Origin of the sequence: Chitinibacter tainanensis DSM 15459 (genome assembly GCF_000429785.1) — a bacterium.
Classification (GTDB): Bacteria; Pseudomonadota; Gammaproteobacteria; order Burkholderiales; family Chitinibacteraceae; genus Chitinibacter; species Chitinibacter tainanensis.
On sequence record NZ_KE386953.1, the window covers coordinates 368,576 to 380,980 of the forward strand.

Below are 12,405 nucleotides of genomic sequence, written 5' to 3' on the forward strand. Positions count from 1 at the left end.
GTATGTCATCAAAATCATCACCAAATAATCAATGCAGAGCAATACCCTACCAGAGTATTACTTCACTTCTTTCGCCCCACTCACCCAATCCTGAACCCCATAGCGCTGTAAAATCCGCGCTAATTCGCCACTCTTGCGCATTCGCTGCATCCCTTCATCCAAAAGCTGCGCCAGTTTGGCGCCTCCCGGCTGTTGCGGTGAAAACGCCAGAAACAAGGCATCCGCAGTCTGGGTGCAACCGGCATTGCGCAGCTTCAGGCCGCTGCTGAATTGCTGGTATTGCGCCACCAATTCGTATTCGACCAGGGCCTGTACGCGCCCAGCCTGCAGCTTGGCCATATTGCGGCGTAGCGCATCCACTCCGCTGATCTCATCCCGATGGGCCAGCGGCAACAGCGGCTCGAGTTCCGGCCCGTAGTTGTAGCCGCGAATCACCCCGAGGCGCAGGCCTTCGAGCGAGGCCAAGCCGCTAAACTGCCAGCGTTGGCCAGGCAGCGTATAAAAACACACACGCGAAACGGCTTGAGGATGCTTGGGAAAATGCCAGCTTTGACGCTTAGGTAGTTGCAACACGCCGATAAAGCCGCTGACCTCGCCGCGGTTGACCAGCATTTCCGCGCGGGAAAACGGCACAATCTGATACTGCACCGGATAGCCCAAGGGCTCGAAAATCGCCTGCGCCAGCTCCACCACATAGCCCGGGCGTGGGTCTTGTTCACCGCAGGCCACTGGGCACCAGGGATCACTCACCAGCACCAGCGGCTCAGCCGCCTGCGCCCGCGGCATAAGTGCTAGCCATGGCGTCAGGAATCCGGCACAAAGCGAATTAAGCAGCCAGCGCATGCGCAACCTGTCAGCAATCGAGGTTCTTCAATATAAGCGAGCGCCCTAGCGGCTGGCAAATCAGGGCTGAGTGGGCGCTAAACAATCCAGCGCCGCCAGTACCGCGTCGGCCACCAAGGCGCGATGCGCCGGCGTTTTTAGCCGGGTGGCTTCATCTGGATGCGGCAAGACGCCACCTTCGTACAAAATCGCCGGCACGCTGTTATGCCGCAGCACGGCAAAATTGGCCTGATAAATACCACGTGGCTCATCCAGCAGCGGGCGATTGCTGCCGGCAATCCCAAAGGCATGATGCCAGGTGGGCCGCTCACCCCGCGTCTGTAATTCATCCGCCAGCCGGCGGGCGCAGGCCAGGCTCACAGCCAGATGCCGGCCCGTGCCCGCCGCCGGATGGCTGGGGCTGCTGGCGGTGGTGGTATTGGCGTATTGCGGATCGGCGTTAAACACAAATAAGGAATAACCGGCAAACATGCGGCTCATTTTCAGCCGCTGGCCCTGCCATTCCCATTCATCGAGGTACGCTTCCTGCATCGAATCATGATGAAACGAGATAAACAGATCATGCCCGCTGGCCGCAGCCGCGCGCGGCTTGAGCTCGGTTTGCAGGCCATCGGCACCAATCACAGTTACGTGATGGCCCGCCGCCCGCAAGCGGGCCGCCACCACGTCAACGACGGCAAGGTTGTAGCTAAACTCGGTTTCGCCAAAGGCGCTGGTGGTGCCAGGTGCACTGAGGCTATGCCCGACATCAAGGGCAATTTTGGCGGCGGCTGCAGCCGCAGAATAAAGGCAGGGTATTGCTATTAGGGCTAATTTTATTAAGGCCTGCAAGGCAATACCCTCATGATGTATTAATCTAGCCAGCGATATAAATTACCCAGTGGGCTGGCGCAGCAACCGCCGCAGCTGCCGCCGCTACTGCAGCTACCCGGGGTCATCGTCAGTTTACCGCGGCGCAGCCATTCCTGCGCCATTTGCTCAATGGCCGAGGCCTCGACCGCAAAATGCTCGGCCAGCTGGCGCGTGCTTACCTCGCCCCGCCCTTTCAGATAATCGCGTAATTCAAGCAAACCCATGGTTGCCTCCCATACCCCGAGTGGGTTTAAGCCACTGCAGCTTGTAGTTTCGGGTTTCTGGCCACATACCGGCCAGCCACAATCACCACCGCCCATGCCAGCGCCACTACCGCTACCACCGGATACGATAGGCTCTGCCAATGGCTAAGCTGGTAATACAGCGTGGATACCGTGTAGGCCAAAAATAAAGTCCAGCCCGCCGCAAAGGCCATCCAGCCCGTGCCTAATTCCACTTTCAACGCGCCCAGTGCCGCCAAGCAGGGCGTGTACAGCAAGATAAACAGCAGGAAGGCAAACGCCCCGCTACCGCCGGCGAATTTCTGCTGCATGCTGCCAAAGGTGGCGGTACTGGCTTTGAGTTCTTCCGCCGCGGCCGCTTGGTTGCTGACATCGCCAATACTGATGCCCAGTGGGTCGCTGAGCTTGTTGGCAATGTCCGCCAGATTGGCCGGGATGGTCGCCAGCGCCGCCGCGAGTTTTTCCATCAGCTGTGGTTCGGGCTCATCACTGGCGCTGCTGGCCGGGGTGTAGAGGGTATTGAGCGTGCCCACCACGGCTTCTTTAGCCAGCACGCCGGTAAACACGCCGACGGCCGCCTGCCAGTTATCTTCGGCAATCCCCAGTGGCGCAAACGCGGGCACCAGCTGCTGGCCAATCCGCGCCAGCACGGATTCTTCGGTATTTTCATGCCCGAAGGTGCCCTCGGTATTTACCGAATTCAGCAGCGACAGCACCATCACCATCGGCACAATCATTTTGCCGGCATTGAGCACGAAATCACGCAGCCGATCCCAAGCGCGGCGACATACCGTGGCCAAGGTTGGCCGATGATAGAGCGGCAATTCCATCACCAAAGGCGCGCCATCGCCTGGCAGCAGGCTTTTACGCAGCAAAAACGCCGTGAGCACCGCAGCCACCAGCCCTGTGAGATAAAGGGCAAACACCACGCTTTGCCCATTGCGCGGGAAAAACGCCGCCGCAAATAGCGCATACACCGGCAGGCGCGCGCCGCAAGACATAAACGGCGCCATCATCGCGGTCAGGATACGATCACGGCGGGTTTCCAGCGTACGGGTGGCCATAATCGCCGGCACATTGCAGCCAAAACCAATCATCAGCGGCACAAATGATTTACCCGGCAAACCGAGCGAGCGCATGGCTCTATCCATGACAAAGGCCGCGCGAGACATATAGCCCGAATCTTCGAGTGCCGACAAAATCAAATACAGGCAGCCCACCACCGGGATAAAGGTCGCCACCGTCTGCACGCCCGCGCCCAAGCCCTTGGCCAGCATCACCACCAGCCATTGCGGCGCTTGCCAGTGGGTGAGCCAGTTGCCCAGCTCGTCGACAAAAATAGCGCCAAAGCTTTGATCGAAGAAATCAATAAAGGCCGAACCGAGATGAATGGTGGCCAAAAACATCAAATACATAATGCCCAGAAAAATCGGCAAGCCCAACCAGCGATTGAGCACCCAGCGATCAATCTGCTCGGTCACATGCCGCGACACGCGGCCCTTATCGGTGCGCACCTGGGCGCAGAGCTGATTGGCAAAACGATAGCGTGCATCGGCAATCAGAATGTCGGCGTCTAAATCCAGCGCCGCCACAATCTGCTGCTGCCATTGCTGCACGCGTTTACGTAGTGAGGGACAAAGCGTTTCGGCCAGATGATCACCCTCGAGCAATTTCAGCGCGAGCCAAGCGGGGCTGAGATTTTGCGCGGTGTGGATCGGCGCCACTTCCTGCGTTAAGGCGGTGACCGCGGCGCTGATCTCGGCGGGTAAATCCAGTTGCATACCCGGCGCGCTGGCTTGCTGGGCAAAGATGGCTTGTTTGAGCTGCTCGATGCCGCGCTTACGGCTCGCCGAGATTGTCAGCACCGGGCAGCCAATCCGCTCGGCCAGCGCCGACGCATCAATCTCAATGCCCTGCGCTTCGGCCACATCCATCATATTCAGCACCAGCAGGGTGGGTACGCCCAGCTCGAGCAATTGCGTGGTGAGGTAGAGGTTACGCTCCAGATTACTGGCATCGACAATATTGACAATAAATCGCGCCGCACCAGACAGAATGTAATCGCGGGTCACTTGTTCGTCGGCCGAGCTATCCGGCGCCGCATTCAGCGAATACACGCCGGGTAAATCGACGACTTCCACCTGCTGCGGGCCTTGGCGCAGCTGGCCGCTTTTGCGCTCGACAGTCACACCGGGCCAATTGCCGACTTGCTGCCGGCTGCCGGTCAAGGCATTAAACAGCGTGGTTTTCCCGCAGTTCGGGTTGCCCAAGAGCGCAATGGTAAATGGGGTGCTCATGCCGCAACCTCCAGCAAGGCCACGGTGAGCATGGCGGCTTCATGCTTACGCAGAGTGAGCGTATAGCCGCGGATGATGATTTCGTAAGGATCGCCCAAAGGCGCCACCCGCACCACCTTAAACGCGGCGCCCGGCGTGACCCCCATGGCCAATAAGCGTTGCCGGTAACTGCGATTGCCGGGGGCAAAACCGGCGATGGTGCCGGCTTGACCGGCGCTGAGCTGAGCCAATTGCATGGCAGATCCTTTCTGATACAGGGCAGCATTCACTATAGGGTATGAATGGTAATGAGAATTTGCCGCACATCAAGAAGAAATGAGAATGGTTAACAATCTTTAACGCAATGCGGCCCGCGCGAAACGCGAGCGAAAAAACAGAACTGCTGCGCTACAGCCCCAGCACGGGGCGTAGTTCAAGGGGCCGGATTTCAATCGCACAGGCTCGCCGCTCGGCCTAGCACGGTGCTCCGCGTGCTGGTCTGCTCAACGCGTAGCGCTCGGGCTTAATGGCCCCAGTCGATCCACGGCTGAAACACCAGCACTGGCGGCCGGGCTTGCGGCTGGCCCGGGCGAGCCTGCTGCAGTAATTCATACAAGCGAGGTTTGTTTTGCGGTACCAACATCAAGGCATTCTGTCCGCGCTGATCTTCCTGCAGCACATCAGCCCCGGCTTGCAATAAGCGCAATACGACAGCTTCATGGCCATTAGCCGCGGCCTGATGCAAGGCCGTACGCCCGTCATGCTTACACAACGCCACTTCAGCGCCAAAATCGAGCAAGACCTCCACCACTGGCAAATACCCGGCGGCAGCGGCCAGCAAGAGCGGGCGCGATAAGCGCCGGCTCGGCGGATCTACCTCGGCCCCGGCGGCGAGCAAAGCTCGCGCCACTTCGGCATGGCCCTGCATGGCCGCGAGATGCAAAGCCTGATAGCCATCGGCATCGGTTTCACCAAGCCCGAGGCCTTGCTGGATATCGAGTAAACGCTCCACTTCGGTTAGCCGGCCCATGAAGCTGGCCTGCATCAGCGGGCTCCAGCGCACTAAATCCTGCTCTTGCGGCATGACAGTGGCCGGGCCATCGTGATAGATCGTAGGGGTATATGCCGCGACTGCCTTCATATGCTGACGTTGACGCAAATACCCATCAGCATAGGTTTGCGTATTAGCTTGCTCACGCTCGCTGGCCCATAAAGCCTGCTGTTTGGCGCATAAATCGGCATACACAATCGAAATGCGCATCAGCTCCTGCGCCGCCGCGGCGGATAAGGGTGTGGCGGTATGTTGATCGGCAGTGAGAAAAGCCAGCAGCTCATCACCCAGCGTTTCCTTACCCCAGCGCTGCACAATCCGCGCCACCAAGGTGGGCTGTTCTTGCTGCAGGCGCACAGGAACCAGTTCGGGATAACCAAGTTGGTGCAATAGCTGGGCAAGATCAGACATACGCGGGGCTCACGGAAAATTCAATGAGACCAGCATATCGCCGCCCAGCCCTCGCGCGCGTGGCAGCAATACCACAGTGGCATGGTAGTTTTACCGCGCGGTTTGCATGCGCGCAGGCAGGTGATTAACGGAGTTGGACTCGCGTTTAGCCGCGCTGATCGCGCGCCAGCCACGGTGGCGGCAAGCCACGGGCGGCCCAGTTGGCCTCTAGGCGCTGCCAGATGGCTTCTTTCTCATCGGCGGGCAAAGCCACCCACATCGCCACTTCGCGCACGGTGCGCCCGCAGCCGCGGCAGACTTCATCGCCCAAGGCAGTTGAACACACCGCAATACACGGCGAATCAGGGCGGTAGTTTTGGCTCATGCAGGTTTTTCCAGTTCGGTAGGTCATTGATCCGTCGTCATATTTCCTTCATGCCGCGGTCGCACATTTGTCATTTTGGCTGTGCATGATCATTTTACACCGATCACGGAGTGCATTAATGGCGAATGAATTACGCTTTCGCAGTATCTGGATTTCGGACGTCCACCTCGGCACTTCGGGCTGCCAAGCCGAGTATTTGCTGGACTTTCTCAAGCACACCGAATGCGATCACCTGTACTTGGTCGGCGATATCATCGACGGCTGGGCGCTGCAGCGCAGCTGGTACTGGCATCAGAGCCACAACGATGTCATCCAGAAAGTGTTGCGTAAAGCCCGCAAAGGCACGCAAGTCACGTTCATTCCCGGCAATCACGATGAAGCCGCTCGTCAGTTTATTGGCCTGATGTTTGGCGAGATCAAGATCGAAGACGAAGTGATCCACACCGCCGCCAATGGCAAACGCTATCTGGTCCTGCACGGTGATCAATTCGATGCCGTGGTGCAATGTGCCAAGTGGCTCGCGATTGTCGGCGATCGCGCCTATGGCATCACGCTTAAGCTCAATCAATGGTTTAACCGTCTGCGCGCCAAGCTGGGCCTTGGGTATTGGTCCTTGTCGCAATACCTGAAGCACAAGGTGAAAAAAGCGGTGAATTTCGTCAATGATTTTGAAGAAGCCGTAGCCGCCGAGGCCAAAAACCGCGGGCTGGATGGCGTGATCTGTGGCCACATCCATAAAGCCGAAATGCGCGATATCAACGGCATTTTGTACTGTAACGACGGCGATTGGGTCGAAAGCCTAACCGCCCTAGTTGAACTACCTTCTGGCGAACTTAAGGTCATTACCTGGCAAAAAATGTATGCCGAACAGACCGAACAGCTACGCGCCCTGTTTCCTACCCCTGCTCTGACCCCTGCCATTTCACTTAATCGAGGTACAAACGCATGAAAATCATGATCGTGACCGATGCCTGGGAGCCGCAAGTTAATGGCGTGGTTCGCACCCTCAAGCAAACTCGGGCCGAACTGCAAAAGATGGGCCACACTGTGGACCTACTCACGCCGCTGGAATTCAAAACCATCCCTTGCCCAACTTACCCAGACATTCGCCTGTCGATTTTCCCGGGCAGCAAGGTCAATCAGCGCCTGCGCGAATTTGCGCCTGATGCGATTCACATCGCTACCGAAGGCCCACTGGGCCTGGCGGCGCGCAAGTACTGTCTGAAAAATAAACTGCCGTACACCACTGCCTATCACTCGCGCTTTCCTGAGTATGTGCAGCTGCGTTTTGGCATTCCGCTGGCGTGGACTTACGCCTGGCTTGGCCGCTTTCACAATTCGGCACAGGCTGTGATGGCGCCGACCCGGGTTGTGGTCGAAGATCTGGAAGCGCGCGGGATTAAAAACGTGGTGCTGTGGTCACGCGGTGTGGATCTGGAGATCTTCAAACCGGGCCGCCGCGACAAGCTGGCGTCACGCGCACCGATTTTTGTCTATGTCGGCCGGGTGGCGGTCGAGAAAAACGTGCAGGCCTTCCTTGAGCTGGATCTGCCCGGCAGTAAATGGGTGGTGGGCGATGGTCCGGCAGCCGCGGGCCTGAAAGCTCAATACGGCAATATGCCGAATGTGCACTGGCTGGGCGTGCTCAATCAAGCCGAACTGGCCGAGGTGTATAGCAGCGCCGATGTGTTTGTGTTCCCGAGCAAAACCGATACCTTTGGCTTGGTGCTGCTCGAAGCCATGGCCTGCGGCTGCCCGGTGGCCGCATATCCTGTTACCGGCCCGATTGATGTAATTGGCGCCGACGGCCCCGGCTCGCTGCACGAAGATTTGCGCGAGGCCTGCATTGGCGCGCTGAAGCTGGATCGCGCCGAAGTACGCCGCTTTGCCGAGCGCTACTCGTGGGCCGCCGCAAGCCGCCAATTCCTCTCGCACCTGCATCCGTTTACCCAGACGGCGCAGCAAGAGCTGGAGCTGATCGAGCAAGGCGCGGGCGGCGAATAAGACGCCAACACCGCATGTGCACCCAAACAAAAACCCGGCCTAGGCCGGGTTTTTAAATGCTGCCGAGATGATATACGTCACAGGGTATCTGCAGCCAAGACAATACAATCAAGTCTTGGCTAGATATACCCCTAGAAGCGATTAATCCGCGCTACATCCGCAAAGCGACGGGCTGCTTCTTGGGCGGTCATATTGTCATTGCGCCAGAAGGTGTGCACCACCTCAAACCAGCCCATCCGCACATCATCCTGCACCGCCATATTGTGCGCCCATGATGGCACCAACACGCCTTTGTGCGCCGCATCGGCAAATTCGCGCGCCGACTGGCGAGCGTAATCATCGTAACGTGCCAGATCCACATCCGTACGCGCCGGGATATTACCTTTGTACAGGTTGAATACTTCCTGCCCTTCACGGCTCATCAACAGGCTCACAAAATCTTGCTGCGCAGCGATGGCTTTTGGCTCTTTCAGGCGGAACATGGTGAGCGTATCGGCGGCAAAGCTGTATTCACCATTCAGGGTAGGCGATGGAATGCACAGATAATCCACGCCCTGTTCTTTGCCGGCCTGCACAAATTCACCCTTGGCCCAATCCCCCTGAATAATCAGCGCGGCACGGCCATTCACCACATCGGCGGTGGCCAGATTCCAATCGCGGCCGGCGCTATCTGGCGTGCAATACGGCTTCATCCGGCGCAGGGTTTCTAGCGCTTTGAGCATGGCCGGGCCAGTTAAGGCGCTTTGATCCAGCTGGCTAAAGGCCTTCACATAAAAATCAGCCCCGCCCTGGCCCAAGGCCAAGGCTTCAAAAATGGTAGCCACTTGCCAATGCTGATCGCCCAACGCCAGCATCGGGATATTGGCCTGCGCAAACCGCTCGGCCACGGTGAAAAAATCATCCCAGGTTTTGGGCACATTCATGCCCATGCGTTTGAATAGCGCGGCGTTAATCCACATCATATTCACCCGCGCCACCCCCAGCGGCACCGCGACATACTTACCATCGGCCTGCATCATCCGATCAAGCACCGCCGGCAACAGCTCGGACCAGCGCTCGCGGCGGGCGATTTCAGTGAGATCGGCCAGTACACCGTCTTTGGCCCAGTTCTGGATTTTGACCCCACCAATCGCCGCGGCGGTCGGCGGATTACCGCCAGCCACCCGCTGCTTGAGCGAGCCCATCGGGTTATCACCACCGATTTGTGCATCCACCCAGTGGTGATCGCGCTGATTGAGCAACTCTTTAATCGCCGATACGGCTTTGGCCTCACTCGAAGCCTGCCACCAGTGCAAGACCTCGATATCGGCCAAACGATAGCTACCCACGATTTCCAGCAAGCGCTTGGCGCGGTCATCCAGCGACAGAATCGTTTTACTTGCTTGCTGCAAGGCCGAATCGGTGGCCATGGTCATCACATTAATTTGCTCGGCCGAAGTCGCCATCGACACCGCCGCGGATGATTGCTCGGTGGTCGAATCAGCAATCTGGCGCACCAAGCTCACCACATGATCCATGCGCTGGCGAATATCCAGCATGTGCGAGCGCGCATCATCGGCCAGCGTCACGCTTTGACCAACTTGTTTGGAGGTGACGGCCATATTGCTGACGGCGCGGTCGGTTTCCAGCCCCACCGATTCAATTTTGCGCGCGATTTCGATCGTGGCCTGACTGGTGCGCTCGGCCAGTTTACGGACTTCATCGGCCACCACCGCAAAACCGCGGCCTTGCTCGCCGGCACGCGCGGCCTCAATGGCGGCATTCAGCGCCAGCAGATTGGTTTGATCGGCAATATCTTTAATCACGCCGATAATGCCGCTGATCTCGATCGAACGCTCGCCCAGGCCATCCATGGTCGTACCCAAAGCCACCATGGCATTCGATACCTTGCCAACTTCTTCCGACACCCGTTGCACCGATTCAGCGCTTTCGGTAGAGATATGCTGGGTTTCGGTGGCGACCGCATCCATATCTCGGGCGCTATCGGCAATGTGGTTGATACTGACGGTGATTTGCTCCACCGTGGCGGCGGAAGACGCGGCAAAATCCGATTGGCTACGCGTGTCTTTGGCCATTTGCGCGGTCACAGCGCTTAATTCATGCAGGCTGATCGCCAGCCCTTCCATTTCGCGCTGCACATCGCGCAATACGCGTTGAAACTTGGCCACAAACTGATTGTAGGCCTCGGCCATTTCGCCGACTTCCCCCGGAAACACTGGCAAGCGCTGGGTGAGATCACCATGTGCGCCCGCCTGCTGGCGAATCGCATCGCGCAGTTCCTGCAGCTGCCCCAGATTTCGCCGGGTGGCAAACCATAGCCCACCCAAGAGCGCGGCCAAGCCCACGAGGCCAATCAGCCACAAGGTGCCTTGTTGAGTCTCAAGTAGCAGGCTCATCGCCAGCAGGCTCACAAAATACACCCCGCCAGCCAGCATCAGGATCAGAGTACGAATCGGCATATTGTTATTTCCCAGGTCATTCGTTGGTTTTGCGCAGATACGGCGGCCAAGCCGCCAAGGCAAGAGAATAATCGATCTGGCAATTGGGGATCATCGCAAGTCGGCACTTAGCGTGGCAATTGTTGCGCCAATCCCGCAATGCAGCATGGGCCGCACGATTAATTATGGTTGAGGAATATTGAAAAGAAAGGCCGAGAGGCCATTTGCTAGTAAGAAAAGACGACCGAGACCTGCCATGCTGCAACTGCTCCGCCACCACTACCGCCAATGGTGGCTTAAACGCCACCCGATCGAGGATGCGCTATGGCAACCGCTCTCGACTATGCCGATTTTACGCGGGCTGGATGAAGGCGAGATGAAACGCCTGCGCGAGCTGGCGGCTTGGTTTTTGCGCACCAAAACCATCACCCCGGTGGCGGGCATCGAGCTGTCCGACCCGATGCGGGTCATTCTGGCCATGCAAGCCTGTTTGCCGATCTTAAATCTGGGCTTTGATGCCTATGACGACTGGCATGAAGTGATCATTTACCCCAGCCAATTTATTAGCCAGACCCGCGAGCGCGATCTCTCCGGCCTTGTGCACGAGGGTGAGCAGATTTTGGCTGGCCAAGCCCGCAGCGATGGGCCGGTGCTGCTGTCCTGGCATGATGTGATGGAAAGCCCATGGCTGGATGGCTTTAATGTGGTGATTCACGAGTTGGCGCACAAACTGGATATGCGCAATGGCTACCCCAATGGCGAGCCACCGCTGCATTACGGTATGAATCGCGATGACTGGAAAGCGGCGTTTCAAGCGGCTTATCAGGATTTGCAATGGCGGGCCAATGCCGGCCACCCCAGCGAAATCGATCTGTACGCCGCCACCGATCCGGCCGAATGCTTTGCCGTCTTGAGCGAAATGTTTTTTGAATCGCCGCAGATTTTAAACACCAATTACCCGCAGGTTTACCAGCAATTGCAGCTCTTTTATCGGCAAGACCCCATCGCCCGCCTGAGTCGTGTACGCTATCGCCCCGTCTCTGATCTGGAAGCCTTTGCCGCCGTATGACCGACCTCACCTTAAGCGGCCTGCTCACCGCACACGCCCCGGCCGAACTCATTGCCGAAGCCCAAGCGCTGGGCCTGCCGCTGTGGACTGACATCCCTCCTGAGGCCAGCCATGTATTGTGCTGGCAGGAAGACAGCCTGCGCCTGCAAGCGGTGCATGAAAAAGCCCCGGTCTGGGTCGACCTGGTGGGCGGGGCGGCGGCGCATCGGCGGCAATTTGGCGGCGGCCGCGGCCAACCGGTGGCCAAGGCCGTGGGCATCAAAGGCGATTATCTGCCGCGCGTGCTCGATGCCACCGCCGGCTTGGGGCGGGATGCCTTTGTGTTGGCGAGTTTAGGCTGTCAGCTCACGCTCATCGAACGTACCCCGGTGGCGTATCTGCTGCTAAAGGATGGCCTACGCCGCGCGGCGGCCGATACCCAGGTGGCCGAAATTGCCCAGCGCATGCAACTGCATTTTGGTGATGCACGCAGCTGGCTTACCGAGCTGGCCGCGGGCAGCGGGCCATTGGCGGCGCAAAGCTTTGATGTGGTCTACCTCGACCCGATGTTTCCCGAGCCGGGCAAACGCGCCAAATCCAAAAAAGACATGGCCGCGTTTCAAACCCTGATTGGTGGCGACCCGGATGCCGACGCGCTGCTGGCCCCGGCGCGGCAGATTGCCCGCAAGCGGGTCACCGTGAAGCGTCCGCGCTTGGCGCCGGTGCTGGCTGGGGTGAAACCGGATTTTTGTCTGGATGGCGATAGCACCCGCTTTGACGGCTATTTACCCACTCGCCCGGCCGAGGCCGCGGCCGGCTAAATACTGGCCAGCGCAAGGCGACGATGACGGCACTGCCGGTGATGAGAGCCCGATG

At 58.5% G+C, this 12,405-nt stretch carries 12 protein-coding genes; 4 read left to right on the forward strand and 8 right to left on the reverse strand.

Annotated elements, in window-relative coordinates:
• Positions 1 to 57 precede the first annotated feature (57 nt).
• The 7 genes from G482_RS0116490 to G482_RS19255 form a co-directional block, all read right to left on the reverse strand.
• Positions 58 to 786, reverse strand: coding sequence for a substrate-binding periplasmic protein (locus G482_RS0116490; RefSeq protein ID WP_028450956.1), 729 nt, complete (start codon positions 784 to 786; stop codon positions 58 to 60).
• 117 nt (positions 787 to 903) lie between these two features.
• On the reverse strand, positions 904 to 1,674 hold the full coding sequence (locus tag G482_RS19240) for an N-acetylmuramoyl-L-alanine amidase (RefSeq protein ID WP_051259129.1): 771 nt from the start codon (positions 1,672 to 1,674) through the stop codon (positions 904 to 906).
• Between the two features lie 20 nt (positions 1,675 to 1,694).
• The gene (locus tag G482_RS19245; protein WP_034619899.1) at positions 1,695 to 1,919 is read right to left on the reverse strand and encodes a FeoC-like transcriptional regulator; all 225 of its coding nucleotides are present in this window, start codon (positions 1,917 to 1,919) and stop codon (positions 1,695 to 1,697) included.
• Positions 1,920 to 1,945: 26 nt separating this feature from the next.
• Positions 1,946 to 4,234: a Fe(2+) transporter permease subunit FeoB gene (feoB, locus tag G482_RS0116505; RefSeq protein WP_028450957.1), complete on the reverse strand. Its 2,289-nt coding sequence runs from the start codon at positions 4,232 to 4,234 to the stop codon at positions 1,946 to 1,948.
• A complete protein-coding gene (locus G482_RS0116510; RefSeq protein ID WP_028450958.1) occupies positions 4,231 to 4,470 on the reverse strand; it encodes a FeoA family protein in 240 nt (79 codons plus the stop codon). Before G482_RS0116510 ends, feoB begins: the two co-directional genes overlap by 4 nt.
• A gap of 266 nt (positions 4,471 to 4,736) precedes the next feature.
• Entirely contained in the window at positions 4,737 to 5,675 is a 939-nt protein-coding gene (locus tag G482_RS19905; protein WP_051259130.1) for an ankyrin repeat domain-containing protein, read from the reverse strand.
• Between the two features lie 145 nt (positions 5,676 to 5,820).
• A complete protein-coding gene (locus tag G482_RS19255) occupies positions 5,821 to 6,039 on the reverse strand; it encodes a DUF1289 domain-containing protein (protein ID WP_051259131.1) in 219 nt (72 codons plus the stop codon).
• 118 nt (positions 6,040 to 6,157) lie between these two features.
• Between G482_RS19255 and G482_RS19260 the strand changes: the two genes are divergently transcribed.
• Together G482_RS19260 and G482_RS0116530 are read left to right on the forward strand one after the other, a co-directional pair.
• A complete protein-coding gene (locus tag G482_RS19260) occupies positions 6,158 to 6,988 on the forward strand; it encodes a UDP-2,3-diacylglucosamine diphosphatase (protein ID WP_034619901.1) in 831 nt (276 codons plus the stop codon).
• Positions 6,985 to 8,043 (forward strand): glycosyltransferase family 4 protein, encoded by a 1,059-nt coding sequence (locus G482_RS0116530; RefSeq protein WP_028450959.1) that lies wholly within the window; start codon positions 6,985 to 6,987, stop codon positions 8,041 to 8,043. The genes G482_RS19260 and G482_RS0116530 overlap by 4 nt, the downstream gene beginning before the upstream one ends.
• A 131-nt stretch (positions 8,044 to 8,174) precedes the next feature.
• Here the strand turns inward: G482_RS0116530 and G482_RS19910 are convergent, their stop codons facing one another.
• The gene (locus G482_RS19910) at positions 8,175 to 10,502 is read right to left on the reverse strand and encodes an extracellular solute-binding protein (RefSeq protein WP_051259132.1); all 2,328 of its coding nucleotides are present in this window, start codon (positions 10,500 to 10,502) and stop codon (positions 8,175 to 8,177) included.
• Positions 10,503 to 10,737: 235 nt separating this feature from the next.
• Here G482_RS19910 and G482_RS19265 point away from each other — a divergent pair, with 235 nt between their 5' ends.
• Both G482_RS19265 and G482_RS0116545 read left to right on the forward strand, forming a co-directional pair.
• The gene (locus G482_RS19265; protein WP_084414785.1) at positions 10,738 to 11,550 is read left to right on the forward strand and encodes a M90 family metallopeptidase; all 813 of its coding nucleotides are present in this window, start codon (positions 10,738 to 10,740) and stop codon (positions 11,548 to 11,550) included.
• Positions 11,547 to 12,350 carry a class I SAM-dependent methyltransferase gene (locus G482_RS0116545; protein WP_051259133.1) on the forward strand — a complete coding sequence of 268 codons (804 nt, stop codon included), beginning with the start codon at positions 11,547 to 11,549 and terminating at the stop codon, positions 12,348 to 12,350. Before G482_RS19265 ends, G482_RS0116545 begins: the two co-directional genes overlap by 4 nt.
• Positions 12,351 to 12,405: the final 55 nt, after the last annotated feature.

Excerpts from the sequence above, each read along its gene's own strand:
- G482_RS19255 (WP_051259131.1), bottom strand. The coding sequence starts at position 6,039 with ATGAGCCAAAACTACCGCCCTGATTCGCCGTGTATTGCGGTGTGTTCA.
- G482_RS0116510 (WP_028450958.1), bottom strand. The coding sequence starts at position 4,470 with ATGCAATTGGCTCAGCTCAGCGCCGGTCAAGCCGGCACCATCGCCGGT.
- G482_RS19905 (WP_051259130.1), bottom strand. The coding sequence starts at position 5,675 with ATGTCTGATCTTGCCCAGCTATTGCACCAACTTGGTTATCCCGAACTG.
- G482_RS19265 (WP_084414785.1), top strand. The coding sequence starts at position 10,738 with ATGCTGCAACTGCTCCGCCACCACTACCGCCAATGGTGGCTTAAACGC.
- feoB (WP_028450957.1), bottom strand. The coding sequence starts at position 4,234 with ATGAGCACCCCATTTACCATTGCGCTCTTGGGCAACCCGAACTGCGGG.
- G482_RS0116545 (WP_051259133.1), top strand. The coding sequence starts at position 11,547 with ATGACCGACCTCACCTTAAGCGGCCTGCTCACCGCACACGCCCCGGCC.
- G482_RS0116490 (WP_028450956.1), bottom strand. The coding sequence starts at position 786 with ATGCCGCGGGCGCAGGCGGCTGAGCCGCTGGTGCTGGTGAGTGATCCC.
- G482_RS0116530 (WP_028450959.1), top strand. The coding sequence starts at position 6,985 with ATGAAAATCATGATCGTGACCGATGCCTGGGAGCCGCAAGTTAATGGC.
- G482_RS19910 (WP_051259132.1), bottom strand. The coding sequence starts at position 10,502 with ATGCCGATTCGTACTCTGATCCTGATGCTGGCTGGCGGGGTGTATTTT.
- G482_RS19260 (WP_034619901.1), top strand. The coding sequence starts at position 6,158 with ATGGCGAATGAATTACGCTTTCGCAGTATCTGGATTTCGGACGTCCAC.
- G482_RS19245 (WP_034619899.1), bottom strand. The coding sequence starts at position 1,919 with ATGGGTTTGCTTGAATTACGCGATTATCTGAAAGGGCGGGGCGAGGTA.